Here is a 22,499-nt window from a genome sequence, read left to right as displayed (position 1 = left end):
CGCCACTGAAAGTTGTGCCGCGCGTACTGCGCGTCGCCTCGGTGCTGCTGGCCTATCGGCTCGACGAGCTGGTGGACGCCGCGCATCTGTTCCGCCCGCTAAAACTGCTGCGCCCGTTCCTGGCGCGTCCGCGCGAGGACGTTAGCCAACTATCGCGCGGTGCGCGACTGCGGCTGGCGCTGACTGAGCTGGGTCCCATCTTCGTCAAGGCCGGGCAAGTGCTGTCGACCCGCCGCGACCTGGTGCCGGCTGATATCGCCGACGAACTCGCGCTGCTGCAGGATCAGGTGCCACCCTTCCCTGGCAGCGAAGCACGCGCCATCGTCGAGCGTGAACTGAAGGAGCCCGTCACCCAACTGTTCGCCCGCTTTGACGAAACGCCGCTGGCGTCCGCCTCCATTGCACAGGTGCACGCCGCGGTGTTGCACGATGGCCGCGAGATGGTGGTGAAGGTGCTTCGCCCTGGTATCGATGCGCGCATCGCGCGCGATATCCGCCTGCTGCATTCGCTGGGCGAGCTGGCCCAGCGCTGGCATCCCAATGCCGACAAGATCCGGCCGCTCGACGTGGTAGCCGAAGTCGAAAAGATGCTGGAAAACGAGCTGGATCTGCAGCGCGAAGGCGCCAGCGCCAGCCTGCTCCGGCGCAACTTCGAAAGCGGCGTCGATCTGTATGTGCCCGAAGTGCATTGGGAACTGACCAATGCGCGCGTGCTGACACTGGAGCGTGTGAGCGGGGTGAGCTGCGACGACATTGCTGCGATCGACGCCGCGGGCATCGATCGCAAGGCGCTCGCGGTGAAGGGCGTGCGCGTGTTCTACGAGCAGGTATTCCGCGACAATTTCTTCCACGCGGATGCGCATCCCGGCAACATCTGGGTGGACGTGACCCGGCCGAGCGACCCACGCTTCATCGCGCTGGATTTCGGCATCATGGGCTCGCTGCCGGAGGCCGACCAGTACTGGCTGGCGCAGAATTTCATTGCGCTGTTCGAGCGCGACTATGCGCGTATCGCTCAACTGCACATTGATGCCGGCTGGATGCCGGGCACGGTGCGGGTGGATGAACTGGAAGCGGCCGTGCGCACGGTGTGCGAGCCGTACTTCACCCGCCCGCTGTCGCAGATTTCGCTGGCCGAGCTGGTGGTCAAGCTGTTCCAGACCGCGCGCCGCTTCGAGCTGGTGCTACAGCCGCAGTTGATCCTGCTGCAAAAGACGCTGCTCAACATCGAGGGCGTGGGCCGCATGCTCGATCCGCAGATCGACATCTGGGCGGTGGCGCATCCTGTGCTCAAGCGCATCCTGCGCGAACGCTACAGCCCGCGCCGCACGCTGCGCGAGGTGCGCAAGCGCTTGCCGGAATGGTTCCATGCCGCGCCGCAGTTCCCGGAGCTGATTCGCGATGCCTTGCGTCAGGTGGCGCGCGGCGAGCAACGGCAGCTGGGTGATCCACTGGCGCTGGCGCAGGTGCGCGAGGAATCTCGCCGGCAACAGCGCGTGATCGCTGCCGGCCTGCTTGGCGGTGCACTGGTCGTTAGCGCGGCGCTGCTGTGGTCGATGGCGCCGCAACACGGCGTGTGGCCGCCGCTGTGCCTGGGCGTGGCCGGCGTGTTGGCCTTCGTTGTCGGCTGGCCTCGACGACGTGACTGAGCTTGCAGGAGCGCACGCCGTGCGCGATCACGACGACACCCACTCCGGTCACGCACAGGGCACGCCCCTACAGATCCTGTACCAGGACGACGCACTGATCGCGGTGAACAAGCCCGCGGGTCTCGCGGTGCATCGCTCCAAGATGGTCGGCAATGCAGAAGCATTCCTTATCGACATGCTGCGCGAGCAGGTTGGCGGCACGACCTATCTGGCGCACCGGCTCGACCGCGCGACCAGCGGCGTGCTGCTGATAGCGCGCTCCAGCGAAATCGCTGCCGCGCTGGGCGAGCAGTTCATGGGCCGCGACGTGCACAAGCAATACCTCGCGGTTGTGCGCGGCTGGCCGGAGCCGGAGGAGGCGTTGATCGACTACGCCCTGCCCGGCTCCCGTGAAACCGGCCCGCGCCGCGACGCCCGCACGAGCTACCGGCGGCTGGCCACGGTGGAAGTCCCCATCTCACTGGGCCGTTATCCGCAGCAACGCTATGCGCTGGTGCTGGCCGAGCCGGAAACGGGGCGGTTCCGCCAGATCCGCAAACATATGGCGCACGTCCATCATCCGATCATCGGCGACTGCCAGCATGGACGCGGGGATCACAATCGGCTGTACAAGCAATATTTCAGCTGCCATCGCATGCTGCTGCATGCCTGGCGTCTGCGTTTCCGCCATCCGTTGAGCGGTGCCCCGATGCTGCTCGAAGCGCCTTTGGACCCAGCGTTCACCGGGTTGCTGGAGCGCTTCGGCTGGTCCCTGCCGACTACTGAGTGATCCAGGGCAAGCGCGGTAGGCCGCGCCCCCGCTAAACTGCGCGCCATGCTCACCGTCAGCCGATCCATTGTCCTGCCCGAAACCGAGCTGACCGAGCGCTTTCTGCGCGCTGACGGTCCAGGCGGGCAGCACGTCAATCGCACCGAGAGCGCGGTAGAGCTGCGCTTCGATGTAGCGCATTCCCCATCGCTGCCGGATGCGGTACGTGAGCGCCTGCTGGCAAGGCGCGATCGCCGTCTGACCGACGATGGGGTATTGGTCATCCAGGCTCGCCGCTTCCGCGACCAGAGCCGCAATCGTGAGGATGCACGCGACCGCCTAGTCGAGATCATCCGCGCCGCGCTGGTGGTGCCCAAGGCACGCGTCGCTACCAAACCCTCGCGCGCCTCGAAGGAACGCCGCCTCGCAGGCAAGCAGCAACGCGGCAAGATCAAGCAGTCGCGTTCGCGTTCATGGAGCTCCGAATGAGCCAAGCCATCCTGCCGCCTGCACCGCCGTCGGCCCCCCGGCTCAACAGCCGTTTCTGGCCATGGCTGGCGCGCAGCCTGCTGCGCCTGTCCGGCTGGCGCCTGGTCGGCGAGCTGCCGGACGTACCCAAGCTGATCCTGATTGGCGCGCCGCACTCCTCATACTGGGATGGCGTGTGGGGCCTGCTGATGAAGATCGGCCTGGGCGTGGACATCAACATCATGATCAAGCGCGAAGTGCTCGACGGGCCACTGGGCATCATCCTGCGCCCGATCGGCATGATCCCGATCAACCGCAAGGCCGCGCTCAACGTGGTCGACCAGATGGTGGCGCGTTTCGCCGAGCGTGAGCGGATGTGGCTGGGCATTACGCCGGAAGGTACACGCAAGAAGGTGACGCATTGGAAGTCCGGTTTTCTGCGCATCGCGCACGATGCGAACGTGCCGATCCAGACGCTGTTTCTCGATTACCCGACCAAGACCTTCACGCTTGGCCCTGTGGTGCGCGTCACTGATGATCATGAAGCGGACATGGTGCAGATCCGCGCGATGTTCGCACCCTACCGCGGCAAGCACCGCAATGCGTAATGGATGAAATGACCACGCTCGGCATCCAGCATTTCGACGCTTTCCTGCTCGCCTGCATCGCACTCAACATGACGCCGGGGCTGGATACGTTCTACATCCTTACCCGTAGCGGACGCGAAGGTCGCGCCGTAGGCATGGCGGCGGCGCTGGGTATCAATGCCGGGTGCATCGTGCATACGCTGGCGGCTGTGCTGGGCATCTCGGCGATCCTGATGACGTCGGCCATCGCCTTCAGCGTGTTGAAGTATCTCGGTGCGGCCTACCTGGTGTGGATCGGTCTGCGCATGTTGTTCTCGCGCGCCACGACACGGAAGCCGACCGTAACGCGCGGACAAGGTCTCGCCGCCGCTTTCCGCCAGGGCATGCTGACGAATGTGCTCAATCCCAAGGTGGCGCTGTTCTTTCTCGCCTTTCTGCCGCAGTTCGTGTCGATGCAGGCACCACACCCACAGCTTGGCCTGCTGGTGCTTGGCCTGAGCTTCATCGGTACCGGCACCACCTGGTCGATGATGCTGGCCTTGCTGGGCGGGCATATCCATCGTTTGCTGACAACGCGCCCGCGTTTCGGGCAGTGGATGGATCGTGTGTGCGGCACGGTGTTGCTCGGCTTTGGCGTCAAGCTCGCACTTCAGCGTCAGCCCTAGTTCGCGGCTCAGCGTTCGGAGTGACCTGATTCGTCGTAATCGCGATGGGTGAGCAGGCCGGGCCGGATCAGATCCACGAAGGCGCGTGCCTCGGCGCTGAGGAATTTGCCTTTGCGCATCACCACGCCATAGCTGCGCTGCGGGAAATACTGCCGCAGATTCCGAACGGCCAGACGGCTACGATCGGCTTCGGTGATGCAGATGCCGGTGACGATGGAAATACCCAGGCCCATCGCGACGTATTCCTTGATCACATCCCAGCCACCGACTTCGATGGCGACGTGATACGGCACTTGGCGCTGCTGGAATACCAGGTCGACCAGTCGATATGTCGACAGACGCTGGGGCGGAAGAATCAAGCCATAAGGTGAGAGATCTTCCAAGGTGATGCTCGTTTTGGCCGCCAGCGGATGATCCAGCGGCGTAATCAGCATCGGGTCGTAGTGGTAGACCGGTGCCCAGGCGATATCGTTGGGCACGTCCAGCATGGAGCCCACGGCGAAATCAGCCTGATCGGCGCGTAGCAGAGCCAGGCCATCCTTGCCGGTGACATTGGCGAGCTGCAGTTGCACCGAGGGAAAACGTTCGCGATAGCGGCGCACCAGCTCCGGCAACAGGTACTGGATGGTGGAGCTGCCTGCCGCGATGGTCAGGCGGCCGGCCTGCATGCCTTTGACCTTCGCCTGGAAGTCGCGGTCCAGGGTTTCCCAACCCTCCACCAATGGGCGCGCCAGCTCGTAAAGCGCCTCGCCGGCGTCGGTGAGGTTGATGCGGCGCCGGCTGCGCTCCAGCAGTTGCACGCCAAGCTCCCGCTCCAGCGCCTGTAGTTGCAAGCTCACACTCGGCTGAGACAGATAGAGCGCTTCCGCCGCACGGGTCAGCGTGCCCAGCTTTACGGTGTAGACAAACGCGCGCAGCTGCTTCTGGCGGTTGCCCTTGTAGTAGAAGCGACCAGTTTCAGCAGTGGACTTTTCTTCGCCGACGCGTCGCTTCAAAGTCGTTTTTCGCGGCCTCTTCGGCTTATTCAGCTTGTCAGACGCGCTTTTCATCTTTTTATACTCAATGAGTTACGAATTACATTGACATAGACAATATCAAAAATTGAAACATTTGCTTTGTCAAAGCATATCTCCGCGACCTAGTGTCATCCCATCGTCATCACGGAGATCGCCATGGCTGTTCCCAAGGAACGCGTCGTCACCCAACCGGCCCGCATCGAGGGCCAGACCGGCCCCGGGCACGACCGTATCCTCACCCCCGAGGCCCTTGTTTTCCTGGCCGGGCTGCACCGCCGCTTTGACACCCGCCGGCTGGCCTTGCTGGCGGCCCGTCGCGAGCGGCAGGCCCGCTATGACGCCGGCGCGCTACCCGACTTCCGCGCCGATACGGCCGAAATCCGCTCAGGCAAGTGGACCGTGGCCAGAATCCCAGCCGCTTTGCAGGACCGCCGCGTGGAGATCACCGGCCCGGTCGAGCGCAAGATGATCATCAACGCGCTCAACTCTGGCGCGAAGGTGTTCATGGCCGACTTCGAGGATTCGAGCGCGCCGACCTTCGCCAATCAGCTGGACGGCCAGATCAACCTGCGCGATGCCGTGAACGGCAACATCGAGTTCACTTCGCCGGAGGGCAAGCAATACCGCATCAGCGGCAATCCCGCCGTGCTGGTGGTGCGCCCGCGCGGCTGGCATCTGCCGGAGCGACATATCACTGTCGACGGTGAGCCGATGGCCGGTGCGCTGGTCGATTTCGGCCTGTACGCCTTCCACAACGCGCGCACGCTGCAGGCACGCGATCGCGGCCCTTACTTCTACCTGCCCAAGATGGAGGCGATGGAAGAAGCCGCGCTGTGGGATGACGTGATGTCCGCCGCGGAAGATGAGCTCGGCCTGCCGTCCGGCTGCATGAAAGCCACGGTGCTGATCGAAACGCTGCCGGCAGTGTTCCAGATGCACGAGATACTGCACGCGCTGCGCAACCGCGCTGTCGGCCTCAACTGTGGCCGCTGGGACTACATCTTTTCGTACCTGAAAACCCTGCGCGGCCACCGCGATCGCCTGCTGCCGGAGCGCGGCCAGGTATTGATGACGGTGCCCTTCCTCAAGGCCTATTCGGAACTGCTGATCCAGACCTGTCATCGCCGCGGCGCGTTTGCCATGGGTGGCATGGCCGCGCAGATTCCGATCAAAGGTGACGAGGTCGCCAACGAAGCCGCCATGGCCAAGGTGCGCGCAGACAAGCTGCGCGAAGTACAGGCCGGTCATGACGGCACCTGGGTGGCGCACCCCGCCCTGGTGCCTGTGGCACAGGAGATTTTCGACAAGTACATGCCGTCGCCGAACCAGCTCAACGTTGAGCGGGCCGACGTGAAGGTGACGCGCGATCAGTTGATCGCACCGTGTTCGGGTTCGATCAGCCGCGCGGGTTTCGACAACAACGTTGAAGTAGCACTGCGCTACACCGCCTCGTGGCTCGATGGCCAGGGCTGCGTGCCGATCCATCACCTGATGGAAGACGCCGCCACTGCCGAGATCGCGCGCGCGCAACTGTGGCAATGGCTGCATCACGGCAGTGTCGAATTCACTGATCACGCGCCCATCAATTTTGCGCTGTTCGATCACGCGCTGGTTACACACACGCACCGTTTGCGCGAGAGCGGTCTGCCCGGCGCCGCGCGTGCCGATGAAGCGGCCGCACTGCTCGCCAGCCTGACTCACGCCGACCAGCTCGGCGACTTCCTCACCCTGCCCGCCTATGACCGTCTGGCCTGACCGCACACGTCAGTCGCCACCGACCTACGAATGTCACGGAGTCACGTCATGAAGAACCAGCTACCCACCGCCGAACAACTCACGCTCGACTGGAAAAACAATCCCCGCTGGACTGGGATCCAGCGCAATTACAGCGCCGAGGATGTGGTGCGCTTGCGCGGCACGGTGGCGGTGGAACACACGCTTGCCCGCCGCGGCGCGGAGCGTTTGTGGAAATCACTGCACAAGGAAGATTTCGTCAACGCGCTGGGCGCGCTCACCGGCAATCAAGCCATGCAGCAGGTAAAGGCGGGGCTGCAGGCCATCTATCTCTCGGGTTGGCAGGTAGCGGCCGATGCCAATCTCGCCGGCGAGATGTATCCCGACCAGTCGCTGTACCCAGCCAATTCGGTGCCGCAGGTGGTCAAGCGAATCAACAATACGCTGCTGCGTGCCGATCAGCTGCATCATGCCGAGGGCAACGACGATACCGACTGGATGGTGCCGATCGTGGCTGACGCGGAAGCTGGCTTCGGTGGCGTTTTGAACGCATTCGAACTAATGAAGGCGATGATCGAAGCGGGCGCCGCCGGCGTGCATTTCGAAGATCAGCTCGCCTCCGTGAAGAAGTGCGGCCACATGGGCGGCAAGGTATTGGTGCCGACGCGCGAGGCCGTCGACAAGTTGAATGCCGCGCGCCTTGCCGCCGACGTGCTGGGTGTGCCGACGCTTCTGGTCGCACGCACTGATGCCGATGCCGCCGACCTTCTCACCTCGGATGTCGACGACAACGACAAGCCATTCATCACTGGCGAGCGCACAGTGGAAGGCTTCTTCCGCGTGCGTCCGGGCCTGGATCAGGCGATCAGCCGCGGCCTGGCGTACGCGCCATATGCCGACCTGATCTGGTGCGAGACCAGCAAGCCGAATCTGGAAGAAGCGCGCAAGTTTGCGGAAGCGATCCACGCGAAATTCCCAGGCAAGCTGCTGGCCTACAACTGCTCGCCCAGTTTCAACTGGAAGAAGAATCTGGACGACGCAACGATTGCGAAATTCCAGAAGGAACTTGGCGCGATGGGCTACAAGTTCCAGTTCATCACCCTGGCCGGCTTCCACAGCCTCAATTACGGCATGTTCGATCTCGCCTATGGCTATGCCCGCCGCCAGATGAGCGCCTTCGTCGAACTGCAGGAGCGCGAGTTCGCTGCGGCTGAGCGCGGGTTTACGGCAGTGAAGCATCAGCGTGAAGTGGGCACCGGCTATTTCGACCAGGTGACGCAGGCGATTCAGCAGGGCTTGTCATCCACCACTGCGCTGAAAGGCTCCACCGAAGAAGCTCAATTCCACAAGCACGCCACTGCAGCCTGAGTGTTGCCGCCGGGGCCAGCATGGAACGCTGGCGCGAGCGCCGATGGGGAGCACCCTGTCGGCGCTCGCTGCGTAGGGAGTGATGCCTGTTCAGTCTATTCCGCGCGCACCGGTGCCTTTGTCGTTTCCGGCGGCACCAGTGCGATCACCAGCCAGCCAGGCCGCGGCTCCAATGTGCGCTTGGCGGATGCCACTCGCAAAGCACCCTTCTCTTCCACGCCGAATAGCAGCACCGTGTCCGAACCGTACTGCTCGATGAAGTGCGGCCAATCGAAGGTGGTGGTGAGTCGAGTGGATTTGATGCGCCAGCCTTGCTCAAGCAACTCGGCGAAGCGCGCATGCGTCATGTCCTCGGCGAACAGCGGCGGTGCCAGCAGTGTGCCGGCCAGCATGGTGCGATCGTTGTTGCCTTCCTGCGGCGGCAGGTTGCGCAGGCGATAGACCTTTTCGCGGCCGAATTCCTGGCGGTAATGCACGCACACCAGCGAGTTTCGTTCGCGATGCATCGACATCGCCAGCAAACGGCCGATACCAGTCAGATCGAGATTGCGCTCGGCGTAACTGGATGCGGGATTGCCGTAGAACGTGGTCAGCCCATCCATGCGTGCCCGGCGCACGCCATCCCATTCATCATCGGCCAGCACAACGTGGAAGCCGGCATCCTTGAGCACTTTGGCGATCGCTCGCGCCACGCTGTCGGAACCGAAGACCAACACACCATGGGGTTCGGGTTCGGCTACCTTCAACCATAGCGCCAGGGGCCTGGAAGTAGCGCTTTGCAGCACCACCGTGCCGATGATCAGGATGAATACCAATGGGACCAGAGCGGCGCCGTCGTGCATGCCCAGCGCTTCCAGCTTGAGCGCAAACAGAGCCGATACCGAGGCCGCCACAATGCCGCGCGGTGCGACCCAGGCAATCAAGGCGCGCTCACGGCAACTCAAGGCACTGCCGATGCTGGAGACCACCACCGTTATTGGACGCACAATGATCTGCGCCGCAATGAATACCGCGATGCCAGCCCACAGCATGCCATCCGGTAATGGCCACTCCAGTCGCGCAGCCAGCAGGATGAATAAGGTGGAGACCAACAGTGTGGTCAGGCTTTCCTTGAAATCCAGAATGTCATCGATATGCACGCCGCGCATGTTGCCCAGCGCAATGCCCATCACGGTTACGGTAAGCAGACCCGATTCGTGCGTGATGGTGTTCGATACGGTGAAAGCCAAAAGCACCGTCGCGAGCGTGCCGTAGTTCTGCAGGTAGTCCGGAATCAGCTGGCGACGCAACAGGAAGCCGAGCACCCAGGCAGCCAGCGTGCCGATCAAACAACCACACAGAATGGTCGCCAGGAACACGCCGATGGTGTGACCTTGATGCCGCGACACAATGGCTTCGTAGATAAGCACGGCGAATAGCGCGCCAAGCGGATCGATCACGATGCCTTCCCAACGCAGCGTATTGGCGATACGGGCATTGGGGCGCACGGTGCGCAACATGGGTGCGATCACCGTCGGACCGGTGACACAGGTAAGCGCGCCAAACAACCAGGCGATTTCCCAGCGCAGTCCCGCCAGGTAATGTCCAGCAATGGCAAGCAGCACCACCGCCACCACGGCACCGTAGGACACCAGTCCGCGCACCGCACGGCCAATCCCCGGCAACTCGTGGAAACGCAAGGTCAGGCTGCCTTCGAACAGGATCAGCGCTACCGAGAGCGAAACCATCGGAAATAACAGATCGCCGAGTAGGTGGTCAGGCTTCAGCACACCGCTGACCGGTCCGAGCAAAATGCCGGCCAGCAGCAAAAACAGAATCGCCGGCAGGCGAACCCGCCAAGCCAGCCATTGCGCAAGAAAACCGATGCCGAGCATGCCCGTGAGCATCAGGCCGATTTGAAGCGTCATTCACGATCCCCTGGCGACATCATGTCGTTTGCGGTGTTTGGGCGAACTGGCCTTGGGGAAGCCAACAGCAGCGCAGTATCCCGAGTGTCGCGCAAACCCATCTATCGGACACATCCGAAAGCAAAATCGAGCGAAGGGATTGGGGGGAGATGCCAAACCCCGGTATCGGACGGGGGGAGGGAGGGGGGCCGATACCGGGGTGGCGGGACTGAGTCCATAAGAGAACTAGTCGGTGCAGATATTAATCCCATCCCCCATCAAGTCAATACCTATCGGTACAGAAATTACCCATCCGAAGATTAAATTTTGTTTATCAAAGCCCTAGAAGCGTCGGTACTGCAATGCCTCTGCCAGATGCACCCGATCCAACGCAGCCGCCCCGCCGTCCAGATCGGCAATGGTGCGCGCCACCCGCAGCGTGCGGTGATAGGCCCGTGCCGATAATCCCAGGCGCTCAAGTGCTCCTTCAAACCAGGCACGCTCCGCCGGGCCCAGCGCGCAATCGCGTTCGAGTTCGCGCGTACTGATCTCAGCATTGGAACGGCCCGCCCGTACCAATGCCTGGTGGCGTGCTTTCACTACGCGGGCGCGCACCGTTGCGGAATCCTCGTCATGGGCGCCACGTTTGGCGCTCAGTTCGGTCAGTGGCTGGCGCGGTACGTCCACGCACATGTCGATGCGATCCAGTAGCGGACCGGAAATACGTCCGCGGTAACGCTGGATCTGATCGGGCGTGCACTGACAACGCTGGCGCGGATCCCCGGCGTAACCGCAAGGACAAGGATTCATCGCCGCCACCAGCTGAAATTGCGCGGGGAACGTTGATTGACGCGAAGCCCGCGAAATCACGATCGAGCCGGATTCCAACGGTTCGCGCAACACATCCAGCACGTGGCGACTGAATTCCGGCAGCTCGTCCAGAAAGAGCACGCCGTTGTGCGCCAGCGAAATCTCGCCCGGCCGGGGCTGCGATCCACCACCGACCAATGCCACCGCCGAAGCCGTGTGGTGCGGCGCGCGGAACGCGCGCCGACGCCACTTTGAGGGATCCACTACCTGCCCCGCCACCGAAAGGATCGCGCAGCTCTCCAAGGCCTCCGATTCCGTCAGCGGCGGGAGGATGCCCGGAAGGCGTTCGGCCAGCATGGTCTTGCCGGTTCCCGGCGGCCCCACCAGCAACAAATGGTGCCCACCGGTTGCGGCAATCTCCAGAGCCCGACGCGCCTGCCGTTGGCCGCGCACATCAATCAGGTCCGGTCCGTAAGTGGCATCTGCTGCGATCTCTGCACCTATCGGCAACGCGAGGTCCTGCCCACCACGCAGCCAACCGCAGACTTCCGCAAGCGTGTCGGCGACACGCACGTCGGCATCGGGAATCAGCGCCGCCTCGGCGGCGTTCGCCCGTGGCACCACTACTTTGCGGCCACGGGCGCGGGCGCGCAGCAAAGCGGGCAGCACACCGGAAACCCCACGCAAGGCGCCCGATAGCGCCAATTCGCCTAGGAATTCGCAGTCATCCAGCTTTTCTCGCGGCACCTGGTTGCCGGCAGCCAGGATGCCCAAGGCAATCGCCAGATCGAAGCGCCCACCGTCCTTGGGCAACTCGGCCGGGGCCAGATTCACGGTGACTCTGCGATTGGGGTATTCGAACGCTGTGTTCTGGATGGCTACGCGAACACGATCCCGCGCCTCACGCACCGCCGCTTCGGGCAAACCCACGATATTGGTCCCCGGCAGCCCGCCGGAAAGATGCACTTCCACCATTACCTGCGGCGCGGCCACGCCTTCCTGTGCCCGGCTGAGGGTAACGGCGAGACTCATGCGAGTAGTGGGCCCGCAGACAGGAAGAGGTCGCGTCCAGACGACAAGATGGGCGACTCCCTTCGGCAGGCGGTGAAAAATGACCGCCCCCGATCGTTCTCGGGGTGAGGGTGACGGATCGGGGACGGCTCCCGGGAGGGAGACTGGCTAGTTCCCGCGGGCCGCGGCGCTCGCCTCAAGATCAGCGACACGCCTTTCAAGTTCATCTACCTTGGCGCGTGTACGCGCCAGAAGAAGACTCTGAACCTCAAATTCCTCGCGGGTGACTAGGTCAAGGCGGCGCAATCCTTGCGCCAGGACATCGGAAAAGTTGGCGCGGAGATCCTGATGCGCCTGAGCCAATCCTGGCGGAACCAACGAGGCAAGTCGTAAGGCAAGCTGATCGATATCCTGTCTATCCATCATGGATAGCACCTCGAACTCGTCGGCGATAAGTTTAGATAAATGTGAAATTCAGGCGCCATCGGCTTGCTCCACTGTGATGTGTAGGCATTCTCCTACACAGGGTTGGCCCAGGCGACAAATGGCATCCATGGCAGGCAAAATGCCTGTCTGTATCGGGACGGGAAACACCCGGCACTCTTTAACTGAGGAATACCCATGAAGCTGGTGGTCGCGGTCATCAAACCCTTCAAGCTGGACGATGTGCGCGAAGCACTGGCCGAAGTTGGCGTGCAAGGCATCACGGTGACCGAGGTAAAGGGCTTCGGCCGCCAGAAGGGACACACCGAACTCTATCGGGGCGCCGAGTACGTGGTCGACTTCCTGCCTAAAATCAAGGTGGAAGTGGCGGTCGCCGATGACCAGCTCGAGCGGGTGGTGGAAGCCATCACGCAGTCGGCCCGTACCGGCAAGATTGGCGACGGCAAAATCTTCGTCAGTACGCTGGAGCAGGTCATCCGCATCCGTACCGGCGAACTCGACAACGACGCGCTCTGATCAGTCCGCCGCAGCCGGCGCGTGCTCGCGCTGAAAACGCCGGTGATGCACCAGCAGGCCCGCGTAGTAGGTGATGTAGTAGCCAATCATCAGGCCGAACACCAAGAGCGTCAGCGGGCTATTGCCTAGCGGAGGGCCCGCATAAGCGGCGGCGGGATCCTGCATCTGCGGCATCACCACCAGGAAGCGCCAGGCCACGCGACCGACCAGCAGCGCGGTGAGTGCCACTCCAAGCCAGGGGTTCGGGATGTAAACATCCGCCCCTTTCTGGTCCCGGCCAAAACGGGTCAGGCGCAGACCCAGCAGGCCCAGCGCAGCGCCGCCAACCAAGCCGCCCAATAACCCCTCCAGCAGCTTCACGTTGTACAACCCAACCAACGCAATCAGACCGGCCACTAGGCTGAAGATCACGATGCGCGCCACCATGCGCTTGCGCCGGATCGGCTGCGGCCCGAAGTTGCCGCGCACACGCCGCCACACGCCATAAGCCATCAACGGAAGCATGATCAGGGGAAACACGGTAGGCGCCATGACCGGACACTCTGCGGGAATGTGGGATCAGACTAGCGGACGAACCGACGCGCAACGATTGACGCCGCACAACCATCGCGGGTGACGCCTGTCACCCGCGCGTCGAAACGCTTACTTCGCCTTACCCTGGTTGGCCACGGCGGCCATCTTGGCGGCAATCGCGTCGGCGTCGCCGAGGTAATAGCTGCGCAGCGGCTTCAGCTCGCTATCAAACTCGTATACCAGTGGTACACCGTTGGGAATATTGAGTTCGACAATGGCTTCGTCGGAAATATTGTCCAGATACTTCACCAGCGCGCGCAGCGAGTTGCCATGCGCGGCAACCACGACGCGCTGGCCGGCACGAATCGCCGGGGCCAGCACTTCATGCCAATACGGCAGCACACGAGCCACGGTGTCTTTGAGGCATTCGGTATCGGGAATGTCCTTGGGGTCCAGCGAGGCATAGCGCGGATCATGCACCGACTCGTTCTTCGCACGATCGAGCGGCGGCGGCGGAATGTCGTAGCTGCGGCGCCAGATCTTGACCTGATCGTCGCCGTACTTGGCGGCGGTTTCCGCCTTGTTGAGGCCCGTAAGCGCACCGTAGTGGCGCTCATTGAGGCGCCAGTCGGTAAGCACCGGAATCCACATCAGATCCATCGCATCCTGCACACCCCACAGGGTGCGCACGGCGCGCTTGAGCAGCGAGGTATGCGCCACATCGAAGCTATAGCCGGCTTCCTTGAGCAGGCGGCCCGCTTCCTGCGCCTCGGCCATGCCTTGCTCGGTAAGGTCGACGTCGGCCCAGCCGCTGAAGCGGTTGTCGAGGTTCCACTGGGATTGGCCGTGACGGATCAGTACAAGTTTGTGCATGGCGGCGAAAGGCAGGCGGGAAACCTGAAATGGTGAGGCCCGGCCCGGCAGCCGTCAAATGCGCCCCTGTCGAAGGTCATGCTAAACCCGGCGGGGCGCAGGAGCATCCTATGGGCTGATACACCCACCTTTTGGAGTCCACCATGCGCCGTACCCTGCTCGCCCTTGCCCTCGTCCTACCACTGGCTGTGCTGGCCCGGGACAACGATATCGACAAGATCAACGGCACCGTACGCGTCGAGAACGGCCAGCAGGCCGGCGACGTCAGCACCGTAAACGGCTCGGTGCGCATCGGCGACAACGCCACGGTGCACAAGGCAAGTACGGTCAACGGCTCGGTGGAGCTTGGCGAGAAATCCCAGGCCAGCGAGATCTCGACGGTCAACGGCTCGGCCACGCTGGGTGCGGGCAGTCGCATCACCGGCGAGGTGGGCACCACCAACGGCACTATTAGGCTCGGCAAGGGCGCGGAGGTGGCCGGCAAGGTCGCCAACGTCAACGGCACCATTAACCTCGATGCAGCGCATGTAGCCAAGGGCATCGAGACGGTCAGCGGCAGCATCTATGTCGGCGCCAACTCACGGGTCGAGGGCGGCATCCTGGTCGATAAGCCCGGCGGCTGGTTCAACAACAACAGTCGTCCGCCGCATGTCGTAATCGGGCCGCATGCCGTTGTACAGGGCACGCTGGAATTCCGTCGCGAAGTGGTGCTGCAGGTCAGCGACAGCGCGCAGATCGGCCCCGTGAAGGGCGCCACGCCGGTGAAGTTCAGGGGCGACGCGCCGTCGTTGGACTGACGACGCGCTGGCGGGCGGCGCACTTGTTGCCGCCGCCCGTGCTCCGTTTCAGACCCAGTCGCGCGGCTTCAGGTACTCACCGAGCCGCGCTTCCGCTGAGCCTTCCTCCGGCACATACGCGTATTCAAAACGCACGCGCGGAGGCAGGCTCATCAGAATCGACTCAGTGCGCCCGCCAGACTGCAGGCCGAACAAGGTGCCGCGGTCATAGACCAAGTTGAATTCCACGTAGCGGCCACGCCGGTACAACTGGAACTCGCGTTCGCGCTCACCATAAGGCGTGTCCTTGCGGCGCTCTGCGATCGGCAGGTACGCATCGAGAAAGCCCTGTCCCACGTCGCGAGTGAAAGCAAAACAGCGCTCGAACCCGCCTTCGTTGAGGTCGTCGTAGAACAGGCCGCCGACGCCACGCGTCTCGTTGCGGTGCTTGAGATAGAAATACTCATCGCACCACTGCTTGTAGCGCGTATAGACGTCCGCTCCATACGGCGCGCAGGCATCGCGCGCAACGGTGTGCCAGTGCGCCACATCCTCGTCGAACGGATAGAACGGCGTGAGATCAAAGCCGCCGCCGAACCACCACACCGGTTCCACGCCCTCTTTGCTCGCCTCGAAGTAACGCACATTGGCGTGCGTGGTTGGGATATACGGGTTGCGCGGATGCAGCACCAGGGAAACCCCGGTGGCGACGAAACTCCCGCCGGCCAGCTCCGGCCGATGCGCCGTGGCGCTAGGCGGAAGCTTGTTGCCATAGACGCGCGAGAAGTTCACTCCCGCCTGCTCGAACACAGCGCCTTCGCGCAACACGCGCGTGCGCCCGCCACCGCCGGCCGCACGTGTCCACGCGTCCTCCTCGAATCGCGCGTTGCCATCCAGCTTTTCCACGGCGGCGCAGATGCGATCCTGCAACTCGCGCAGAAACAGTTCGACTTGATCGGCTTGCTGACTCATCGCCATGCTCTTGGTCTATTCACTGACGCGAGCTTAGCAAGCCCGCCGTCGCGCGCCGATGCGGCGGGGCGTCGCGCGATACTGATACCCGTCAGCTCAATCTGGCGGCGATCCGCCGATGGCCGATAAGACGCGCCCAGCGCAGCGCCAGATCGATCCACATCACATACCCCGATTCCAGCAGCAGGCGCAGCACATAGCGTTGGTCCAGACGCAGCTCAGGTTCGGCCGCCACCAGCACACAATCGGCGAAGCCCAGACGCCGCGCGAGCCACTGGCAGCGCGCTAGATGGTAGCGATTGGTGATCAAGGCCACCGGCGGCAGGCCGCCCGACAGCGGCCCGCTCTCTTGCAGCAGGCTGCGTGCATGGCGCAGGTTTTCCAGCGAGTCGACCGAGGCCTGCTCCAGTTGCAGATCGGTTCCCGCCGGGAGCCCCCGCTGCCGCAACCAGGCCGCTCCGGCGGCAGCTTCACTGATCCGTCCACCGCTGCACCCACCCAACAGCAACACCTGCTCGGCCAACTCCTGGCGGATCAGCGCAAGGGCGCGCGCCAAGCGTTGCTGGTAATCGTGCTCGGGCCAGTCCTGCACCAGCCGGCGACCAAATACCAGCAAGGTCATGCGTCCTGGCGGCACCACCGGACTGCGCCTGGCAATCCGCCACACATGGGCGGCGTAAGCCACCCACACCAAACCGCCCGTCAACACCACGGCCAACACCGCCACAACCGCCGCATGCAATACATCGCGATCGCTCAAGTAGCGCCAGGGACCGCGTTTCAAAGGGACGATAAGACGGGACACGATGATGAACAGCAACGAAGGTGCCGCAGTGTGGGCAAGCTCCAAGAAAGCTGCAATCGGCAGCCTTTCATCGACCAAAATGAACGCAAGCCGCCGCAAAACCTCGCCGGACTAGGCAGGCCCATGATCGCTCGCTAGGCTCCCGCGATGTCCGTACCCATCCACCCGCTTGGCGTCAGCGCATACACGGTTACGTCCGCGCTAGGCCACGGTCTCCAAGACCATTTGCACGCCCTCGATACCGGCCGCAGCGGCCTGCACGCCAATGATTTCAGCAGCGCGCCACTCGCGTGCTGGATCGGCCGCGTCGCCGGCGTAGAGGGCAGCAAGCTGCCCAATGCGCTGTCCGCATGGGAATGCCGCAATAACCGCCTGGCCTGGCTGGGTCTGACCCAGGACGGCTTCGCCGATCGCGTCCGTATGGCACGCGAACGCTATGGCGCAGGGCGCATCGCACTGATCCTGGGCACATCCACCGCCAGCATCGGCGCGACGGAAGAAGCCTACCGCCGCCTCGACGCCGACGGACACATGCCCCCGGACCTGCGCCGCCCGGCCATCCATATGCCGCATTCGCTGGTCGCCTTTGTCGCCGAAGCGCTCGGGCTGGAGGGGCCGGCGCTGACCGTATCCACCGCCTGCTCATCCAGCGCGAAGGTATTCGCCAGCGCGGAGCGGATGATCCGCCTGGGGCTGGTCGATGCGGCCGTCGTTGGTGGCGTCGACACCTTGTGCGACAGCGTGTTGTTTGGCTTCAACGCACTGGAACTGGTTTCGCCCGAACCGTGCCAGCCATTTGATCGCGCACGCCGCGGTATATCCATCGGCGAAGCGGCTGGCTTCGCGCTACTTGAGCGCACCGATGCCCAACCCGATGCAGCACGTCTGCTGGGCTACGGCGAATCCAGCGACGCCCACCACATGTCTACGCCACACCCGGAAGGCCTCGGTGCCGAGCTCGCGCTGCGCGCTGCGCTGGCGCGTGCTGGCCTGGAAGCGGCACAGGTCGATTACATCAACCTGCATGGCACCGCGAGTCTGAAGAATGACGAAGTGGAAGCCGCGCTGGTCGCCCGCGCGTTCCCCGCCACCACGCGCGCCAGCTCCACCAAGGCGTTTACCGGACATACGCTGGGCGCGGCCGGCATTCTGGAAGCGGCGTTCACCCTGCTCGCCATTGAGCACGGATTGGTACCGGGCAACCTCGGCTGCAACGATCCCGATCCGGCCTGCGGCCCGCAGTTCGCATGGCGGAACGAGCAGAAGCGCGTCCATATCGCCCTCAGCAACTCATTTGGCTTCGGCGGCAACAACGCCTGCCTCGCGTTCGGCAAGGTCGTGGCATGAGCAGCTGGCCGGTCTATGTGGAAGGTGTCGGCCTTTGGTCGCCACAACTGAGGGATTTCGCCGCCCTGCGCGCCTGGCTGGCCGGCACCCCTGTGCCGCCGCCGGCAGCACGGCCGGCCGCCAGCGTGCTGCCGGCCAACGAACGTCGTCGTGCACCGGAAAGCGTATTGCTCGCCACCGAAGTCGCCGGCCAGGCAGTCGCCATGAGCGGACGCCAGGCCAACGAATTGGCCTGCGTGTTCACCTCCGCCTTTGGCGACCAGACCATCACCGACTACATGTGCGACACCCTGGCGCGCGAACCCTCCGCGCTCTCGCCTACGCGTTTTCACAATTCGGTGCACAACGCGCCAGCCGGCTACTGGACCATCGCCACCGACTGCCACGCGCCATCGGCCGCCGTCTGCGGCTATCGCGCCAGCCTGGGCGCCGGCTTGCTGGAAGCCGCGATGCAAGTCATCGCCGACCAAAGGCCGGTGCTATTGGTATGCAGCGATATCGCAGGCACCGGCCCGCTGGGCACCATGACCGAAAGCACCCAGGCCTTTGGCTGTGCCCTGGTGCTGGCTCCGCAAGCGGGGCCGCACAGCATCGCCCGCCTCAGCCTGACGCCCACCCGACCGGTAGAGGCCGCCCCCTTTTCGCCTTTGCCCCCCGCCTGGCATGAAGCCAACGTTACCGCCGCCGCCGCGTTGCCCTTGCTGCTGCTGTTGGCCGGCCATGGAGCTCATTACACTTTGGATACAGCCGGGTCGATCGGCCTGGACATCCAATTGGAAGAGGCTGCTTGAGCTCCCCAACCGTCCGATGGTGCGTATTGATTCCCTGCCTCAATGAAGAGGCAGCCATCCAGGGTGTGGTCAACTCCGCCCTCGCGCTCGGCGTACCGGTAATCGTGGTGGATGATGGCTCGGACGACCGCACGCCCGATATCGTCGGCGCGATGCCCGTCACCTTGCTGCGCCATCCGCAACGCAGCGGCAAGGGCGGTGCACTGCGCACCGGTTTCCACGAAGCGTTGCGCCAGGGCTTTGATGCCGTGGTGACGATGGACGGCGACGGTCAGCATCTGGCCAGCGACGTACCGCACATCGTGGCGGCCGCGCAGCGTTATCCCAATCACATCGTCATCGGCGCACGGCTGATCGATCGCGAACAGCAACCCAAGGCCCGTCGCCGCGCCAATGCTGTGGCCGACTGGGGTATCTCCTGGGCCTGCGCACAACCGGTAGCCGACACCCAAAGCGGCCAGCGCTGGTATCCGCGCGCGGCACTGGATTTGGTGGATCTGCCAGCGGAGAACTTCGTATTCGAAGCTGCGATCCTCATCGCCGCCTCGCGCGAGAAAGGACTGGGTATCGCCTCGGTTCCGATCGCGTCCCGTTACTACGGCGAGTTCCGCATCAGTCACTTCAGCCCGGTGCGCGATGTGGCACGCATCACTTTCTATACGGTCGGTCGCATCATGCACTACGGCGATGTGTGGGCGAGCTACCGGCGCTCACGTGCCAGCCGACCCGTGGTATTCGACGCAGCAAGAGTGACCTGAGTCCTGCTTCACGACGCCGCGTAGATCACCGCGGCTCGCCCATTGATCAGCGTGCGCCCTGCCTGTTCCACACGAAAGGCATACTGCGCACCGCCGTTGTCGGCATAGAGACGCTCGGCGTAGATATCCAGCCTGCCTTGCGCGGCATCGACATACTCCACTTCGAGCTGCACGTCGCGAAGGCTTACCAGCCGCCCCGGCCGCGCCACTTCGACACCACGCTCGCGCTCACCAAGCGCACCATGCACCGCCATGGCCTGAGCGCCGTATTCCGCCAGATGCACTGCATGCAGGCCCTCAGCGGTGCCCAGCGGGTGCAAAGCATCGGCATGACTGTCGCTGACGGCGTGAATGGATGCTTCGCTCCAGTCCACCACCGCATCCAACAGACACATCGTGCCCGCGTGTGGAATCAGATGCGCCCAGTCAGTCTTGTCGAGCATGGCCATGTCCTGCATGTGGCGCCATCAGAATGGAAAGACAGAAATGAAACGCCACGCCCAGGCTTACAGTGAGACCGATCGCGCGCAATATCGGAATGCTGCTCCACGCCAGCATGCCGAACACCAGCAAGGCGGACAGCACGCAGACCAGGGTGGCATGCAGCGTGCGACGCTGCTCCGCAGGGTCGCCGGTGTCACGCTCGAAAAACAACGCATAGTGCAAACCAAGCCCCGCGGCAAGAATCAGCGCGACAAGATGGAACAGCGATATCTCGATACCTATCGCCCGCTCCACCGCCAGCACCAGGAAGGTTGCCAATGTCATTGGCGCCAGCACATGCCAAGCGCGGCGCGCGCTGCGCAGAGCGAAGGTAATGGTCAGAATCATCAATAGGGTGGCACCCAGCAACGCATGCAGGATGCGCGTGCGGTAGTCGACCACCAGCGATTCGGATGCCTGCTTCAGATCGAGCAGGCGTACGGCACCGCCACTCTCGTTCGCCAGGCTCTGCAGTGCCGCGACGTCATGCACACCGCTGAGTGTGCCCAAGCCCAGCCAATGACCCTCTCGTGCCACCAGCATGGCGGACAGACGCTGTCCCAGCGTGCTTTGCGCGAATATTTCCGGCGTTAGCAGCGGCAGACTGCGCGCCGTTTCCACATCGGCGAGGAAAGGCGCAAACAGATCCTTGCGGAACGGCAACCCCTGCGTAGACTCCGTCAGCGTCCGCTGCAGAGCGGTGCGATCCGGCAGCTTTTGCTGACGCGCGCGCTGCGTGTCTTCGCTGGGCAAATAGAGCGAGGGCAGCTCGACCGCATCCACCGCATGTCGGGCCACTAAGGCCGCGACTTTGGGCTCTATCTGCTCGGAGAGCTTGAGCACACCCTGCGCATCAGCCGCTTGCAGGATCAACAAGTAGCGGACATCCGGCGCACCTAGCGCTTCGCGCAAACGGGCATCACGCTGCAGCAGATCCTGCGGCAGCGGCGTCAATGCAGCGAGGTTGTTCTGCCAGAACGAGCCAGGAGCCATCGCCAGCATCAGCACCGTCGCCACGACCACCAGCAACGGCACCCATCGCGGTCGTGGCAGGCGATCAACGAAACGGCGCGCATGCAACAGCCATGGCATATCTGCCACATCACGTACTTTGCTCGGCAACAAACGCGGGAGCAGATAGCGAGTGCTGAATCCCGCCACCAATAATCCGGTGATGGTAAACACAGCCAGCTGCTTCAAACCATTCACCCCGGACGCATAGAACGCGAGATAGGCGATGCAGGCCGAAGCGATGGCGGTAAGCAGCAATGGCCATAGTCCGCGCACGCTGGCTACTGCATCCTCTCCTGCGCGCCGATGACTCAACACGCGGATGGGATATTCCTGCGCCACACCAAGTAGGGTGAAACCGAAGGCGAGCGTTATGCCGTGCACCTGCGGAAACAGCAGCACCAGCGCGGCAATGCCTGTCAGCGCTGCGCTGGCGATCGGCAGGGCCGACAGCAACAGCGAACCCACGCTGCGATAAGCCAGCAACAACAGCAGGATGAAGCCGACGGTGGAAACGTTGCCGATCAACTCAGCTTGCCCGCGCGTCTGCTGGCTCACTACCACACTGAAATACCCAGGGCCGCTGGTCGTCAGCGTAGCCCCGGTGCTGCCTGACAAAGCGTGGAATGCATGGTCGATACCGGTCACCGCATCCACCTGCGCATCCGGATCAAAACCCGCCGCATGTGTCTGCACCAGCAACAGTGCCTCGTGCTGCGCCGAGAACCAGACGCCCTCGCGCAACTCGGGTGACTTCGGAGGCGTCCAGCGTTCCGCCAGCTTCAACACTTCCAGCGTGGGGTCGCGCGGCAATAGACCTTTCAACAGGCTGGCAGCCGGTGACGAAAGATCGTCCAGCCGCTGCTGCAATTGATCCGCCAGGAAAGCTTCGTCCATTGATTCGCTATCCAGCGTCGGTGACAGCAGATAGCGATACGGCAGCAAACGCTCGTCCAACGTCGCGAGGTCGAAGCTACCGTTGAGTACCTGGCTGTAACGCGAATCCTTGCGCAACGCGGCTGCAAGGCCCTGGCTGAGCGCCGCCAGCTCCGCATCAGACTTACCGCTCACCGCCAGCAGCAGCAGGCGCGAACCCGGTCCCTCTCCCACCTGCTCCATCAGCAGACGCTGGTCGGGCGTGGTCGGCGCCGGCATGAAATCGCGCAGATCGGTGCTGACCTTCAGCCGCTGCGCGACCAGCGCGCCAAGTCCCGCCAGCGCCAGCAACCACAGCGCCAACAAGATGGCCTGCCCCCGACGCGACATGA

22 protein-coding genes are annotated in these 22,499 nt (G+C 63.4%); 12 read left to right on the top strand and 10 right to left on the bottom strand.

The genetic code is table 11. From position 1 onward, the window contains the following. The first annotated feature begins 5 nt into the window (after positions 1–5). From ubiB to ISS97_RS03215, 5 genes are read left to right on the top strand one after another with little or no spacing between them, the layout of a single operon-like run. Complete coding sequence (ubiB, locus tag ISS97_RS03235) at positions 6–1,649, top strand: ubiquinone biosynthesis regulatory protein kinase UbiB (protein WP_379985011.1); 1,644 nt, start codon at positions 6–8, stop codon at positions 1,647–1,649. A 19-nt stretch (positions 1,650–1,668) separates the two neighbouring features. After that, positions 1,669–2,418, top strand: a complete 750-nt coding sequence (locus ISS97_RS03230; protein ID WP_379984914.1) for a pseudouridine synthase — start codon at positions 1,669–1,671, stop codon at positions 2,416–2,418. A gap of 45 nt (positions 2,419–2,463) precedes the next feature. Further along, positions 2,464–2,886, top strand: coding sequence for an alternative ribosome rescue aminoacyl-tRNA hydrolase ArfB (arfB, locus tag ISS97_RS03225; protein WP_379984913.1), 423 nt, complete (start codon positions 2,464–2,466; stop codon positions 2,884–2,886). Continuing rightward, entirely contained in the window at positions 2,883–3,473 is a 591-nt protein-coding gene (locus ISS97_RS03220; protein WP_379984912.1) for a 1-acyl-sn-glycerol-3-phosphate acyltransferase, read from the top strand. Before arfB ends, ISS97_RS03220 begins: the two co-directional genes overlap by 4 nt. After that, entirely contained in the window at positions 3,473–4,117 is a 645-nt protein-coding gene (locus ISS97_RS03215) for a LysE family translocator (RefSeq protein WP_379984911.1), read from the top strand. Before ISS97_RS03220 ends, ISS97_RS03215 begins: the two co-directional genes overlap by 1 nt. 8 nt (positions 4,118–4,125) lie before the next feature. Here ISS97_RS03215 and ISS97_RS03210 read toward each other — a convergent pair whose 3' ends face one another. Then, the gene (locus ISS97_RS03210; protein ID WP_379984910.1) at positions 4,126–5,166 is read right to left on the bottom strand and encodes a LysR family transcriptional regulator; all 1,041 of its coding nucleotides are present in this window, start codon (positions 5,164–5,166) and stop codon (positions 4,126–4,128) included. A 123-nt stretch (positions 5,167–5,289) separates the two neighbouring features. Between ISS97_RS03210 and aceB the strand changes: the two genes are divergently transcribed. Both aceB and aceA read left to right on the top strand, forming a co-directional pair. Further along, positions 5,290–6,888: a malate synthase A gene (gene aceB, locus ISS97_RS03205; RefSeq protein WP_379984908.1), complete on the top strand. Its 1,599-nt coding sequence runs from the start codon at positions 5,290–5,292 to the stop codon at positions 6,886–6,888. A 48-nt stretch (positions 6,889–6,936) separates the two neighbouring features. Then, positions 6,937–8,235: an isocitrate lyase gene (gene aceA, locus ISS97_RS03200; RefSeq protein ID WP_379984907.1), complete on the top strand. Its 1,299-nt coding sequence runs from the start codon at positions 6,937–6,939 to the stop codon at positions 8,233–8,235. 95 nt (positions 8,236–8,330) lie between these two features. Here aceA and ISS97_RS03195 read toward each other — a convergent pair whose 3' ends face one another. From ISS97_RS03195 to ISS97_RS03185, 3 genes are all read right to left on the bottom strand, one after another. Beyond that, the gene (locus ISS97_RS03195) at positions 8,331–10,142 is read right to left on the bottom strand and encodes a cation:proton antiporter (RefSeq protein WP_379984906.1); all 1,812 of its coding nucleotides are present in this window, start codon (positions 10,140–10,142) and stop codon (positions 8,331–8,333) included. Between the two features lie 321 nt (positions 10,143–10,463). Continuing rightward, positions 10,464–11,963, bottom strand: coding sequence for a YifB family Mg chelatase-like AAA ATPase (locus tag ISS97_RS03190; RefSeq protein ID WP_379984905.1), 1,500 nt, complete (start codon positions 11,961–11,963; stop codon positions 10,464–10,466). Between the two features lie 147 nt (positions 11,964–12,110). Beyond that, the gene (locus tag ISS97_RS03185; RefSeq protein ID WP_379984904.1) at positions 12,111–12,368 is read right to left on the bottom strand and encodes an accessory factor UbiK family protein; all 258 of its coding nucleotides are present in this window, start codon (positions 12,366–12,368) and stop codon (positions 12,111–12,113) included. Positions 12,369–12,563: 195 nt separating this feature from the next. On the opposite strand from ISS97_RS03185, the gene glnK reads away from it, so the two are divergent. Beyond that, positions 12,564–12,902: a P-II family nitrogen regulator gene (gene glnK / locus ISS97_RS03180; protein WP_090449601.1), complete on the top strand. Its 339-nt coding sequence runs from the start codon at positions 12,564–12,566 to the stop codon at positions 12,900–12,902. Here the strand turns inward: glnK and ISS97_RS03175 are convergent, their stop codons facing one another. After that, complete coding sequence (locus tag ISS97_RS03175; RefSeq protein WP_379984903.1) at positions 12,903–13,421, bottom strand: DUF1453 domain-containing protein; 519 nt, start codon at positions 13,419–13,421, stop codon at positions 12,903–12,905. A 123-nt stretch (positions 13,422–13,544) separates the two neighbouring features. Beyond that, entirely contained in the window at positions 13,545–14,288 is a 744-nt protein-coding gene (gpmA, locus tag ISS97_RS03170; RefSeq protein ID WP_379984902.1) for a 2,3-diphosphoglycerate-dependent phosphoglycerate mutase, read from the bottom strand. Between the two features lie 143 nt (positions 14,289–14,431). On the opposite strand from gpmA, the gene ISS97_RS03165 reads away from it, so the two are divergent. Next, positions 14,432–15,085, top strand: a complete 654-nt coding sequence (locus tag ISS97_RS03165; protein ID WP_379984901.1) for a DUF4097 family beta strand repeat-containing protein — start codon at positions 14,432–14,434, stop codon at positions 15,083–15,085. Between the two features lie 48 nt (positions 15,086–15,133). Here the strand turns inward: ISS97_RS03165 and hemF are convergent, their stop codons facing one another. After that, entirely contained in the window at positions 15,134–16,036 is a 903-nt protein-coding gene (gene hemF, locus ISS97_RS03160; RefSeq protein WP_379984900.1) for an oxygen-dependent coproporphyrinogen oxidase, read from the bottom strand. Between the two features lie 91 nt (positions 16,037–16,127). Then, complete coding sequence (locus ISS97_RS03155) at positions 16,128–16,796, bottom strand: ElyC/SanA/YdcF family protein (protein ID WP_379984899.1); 669 nt, start codon at positions 16,794–16,796, stop codon at positions 16,128–16,130. A 192-nt stretch (positions 16,797–16,988) separates the two neighbouring features. Here ISS97_RS03155 and ISS97_RS03150 point away from each other — a divergent pair, with 192 nt between their 5' ends. From ISS97_RS03150 to ISS97_RS03140, 3 genes are read left to right on the top strand one after another with little or no spacing between them, the layout of a single operon-like run. Then, the gene (locus ISS97_RS03150) at positions 16,989–18,188 is read left to right on the top strand and encodes a beta-ketoacyl-[acyl-carrier-protein] synthase family protein (protein WP_379984898.1); all 1,200 of its coding nucleotides are present in this window, start codon (positions 16,989–16,991) and stop codon (positions 18,186–18,188) included. Beyond that, positions 18,185–18,979, top strand: coding sequence for a beta-ketoacyl synthase chain length factor (locus ISS97_RS03145; RefSeq protein WP_379984897.1), 795 nt, complete (start codon positions 18,185–18,187; stop codon positions 18,977–18,979). The genes ISS97_RS03150 and ISS97_RS03145 overlap by 4 nt, the downstream gene beginning before the upstream one ends. Next, entirely contained in the window at positions 18,976–19,737 is a 762-nt protein-coding gene (locus ISS97_RS03140; protein WP_379984896.1) for a glycosyltransferase family 2 protein, read from the top strand. Before ISS97_RS03145 ends, ISS97_RS03140 begins: the two co-directional genes overlap by 4 nt. 8 nt (positions 19,738–19,745) lie before the next feature. On the opposite strand, the gene ISS97_RS03135 is transcribed toward ISS97_RS03140, so the two are convergent. Together ISS97_RS03135 and ISS97_RS03130 are read right to left on the bottom strand one after the other, a co-directional pair. Further along, a complete protein-coding gene (locus ISS97_RS03135) occupies positions 19,746–20,180 on the bottom strand; it encodes a phosphotransferase (RefSeq protein WP_379984895.1) in 435 nt (144 codons plus the stop codon). Next, the gene (locus tag ISS97_RS03130; RefSeq protein WP_379984894.1) at positions 20,164–22,497 is read right to left on the bottom strand and encodes an MMPL family transporter; all 2,334 of its coding nucleotides are present in this window, start codon (positions 22,495–22,497) and stop codon (positions 20,164–20,166) included. Before ISS97_RS03130 ends, ISS97_RS03135 begins: the two co-directional genes overlap by 17 nt. Positions 22,498–22,499: the final 2 nt, after the last annotated feature.

Source organism: Dyella koreensis, from assembly GCF_044904565.1.
Lineage (GTDB): Bacteria > Pseudomonadota > Gammaproteobacteria > Xanthomonadales > Rhodanobacteraceae > Dyella_D > Dyella_D koreensis.
This window is presented reverse-complemented; position numbering and strand designations above follow the sequence as displayed.

What these genes read in the sequence shown, in the direction of transcription:
- ISS97_RS03195 (WP_379984906.1), bottom strand. Translation starts at nt 10,142, where the DNA reads ATGACGCTTCAAATCGGCCTGATGCTCACGGGCATGCTCGGCATCGGT.
- gpmA (WP_379984902.1), bottom strand. Translation starts at nt 14,288, where the DNA reads ATGCACAAACTTGTACTGATCCGTCACGGCCAATCCCAGTGGAACCTC.
- glnK (WP_090449601.1), top strand. Translation starts at nt 12,564, where the DNA reads ATGAAGCTGGTGGTCGCGGTCATCAAACCCTTCAAGCTGGACGATGTG.
- aceA (WP_379984907.1), top strand. Translation starts at nt 6,937, where the DNA reads ATGAAGAACCAGCTACCCACCGCCGAACAACTCACGCTCGACTGGAAA.
- ISS97_RS03145 (WP_379984897.1), top strand. Translation starts at nt 18,185, where the DNA reads ATGAGCAGCTGGCCGGTCTATGTGGAAGGTGTCGGCCTTTGGTCGCCA.
- hemF (WP_379984900.1), bottom strand. Translation starts at nt 16,036, where the DNA reads ATGAGTCAGCAAGCCGATCAAGTCGAACTGTTTCTGCGCGAGTTGCAG.
- ISS97_RS03165 (WP_379984901.1), top strand. Translation starts at nt 14,432, where the DNA reads ATGCGCCGTACCCTGCTCGCCCTTGCCCTCGTCCTACCACTGGCTGTG.
- ISS97_RS03220 (WP_379984912.1), top strand. Translation starts at nt 2,883, where the DNA reads ATGAGCCAAGCCATCCTGCCGCCTGCACCGCCGTCGGCCCCCCGGCTC.
- ISS97_RS03185 (WP_379984904.1), bottom strand. Translation starts at nt 12,368, where the DNA reads ATGATGGATAGACAGGATATCGATCAGCTTGCCTTACGACTTGCCTCG.
- ISS97_RS03190 (WP_379984905.1), bottom strand. Translation starts at nt 11,963, where the DNA reads ATGAGTCTCGCCGTTACCCTCAGCCGGGCACAGGAAGGCGTGGCCGCG.
- ISS97_RS03150 (WP_379984898.1), top strand. Translation starts at nt 16,989, where the DNA reads ATGTCCGTACCCATCCACCCGCTTGGCGTCAGCGCATACACGGTTACG.
- ISS97_RS03215 (WP_379984911.1), top strand. Translation starts at nt 3,473, where the DNA reads ATGGATGAAATGACCACGCTCGGCATCCAGCATTTCGACGCTTTCCTG.
- ISS97_RS03210 (WP_379984910.1), bottom strand. Translation starts at nt 5,166, where the DNA reads ATGAAAAGCGCGTCTGACAAGCTGAATAAGCCGAAGAGGCCGCGAAAA.
- ISS97_RS03135 (WP_379984895.1), bottom strand. Translation starts at nt 20,180, where the DNA reads ATGCTCGACAAGACTGACTGGGCGCATCTGATTCCACACGCGGGCACG.
- aceB (WP_379984908.1), top strand. Translation starts at nt 5,290, where the DNA reads ATGGCTGTTCCCAAGGAACGCGTCGTCACCCAACCGGCCCGCATCGAG.
- ISS97_RS03130 (WP_379984894.1), bottom strand. Translation starts at nt 22,497, where the DNA reads ATGTCGCGTCGGGGGCAGGCCATCTTGTTGGCGCTGTGGTTGCTGGCG.
- arfB (WP_379984913.1), top strand. Translation starts at nt 2,464, where the DNA reads ATGCTCACCGTCAGCCGATCCATTGTCCTGCCCGAAACCGAGCTGACC.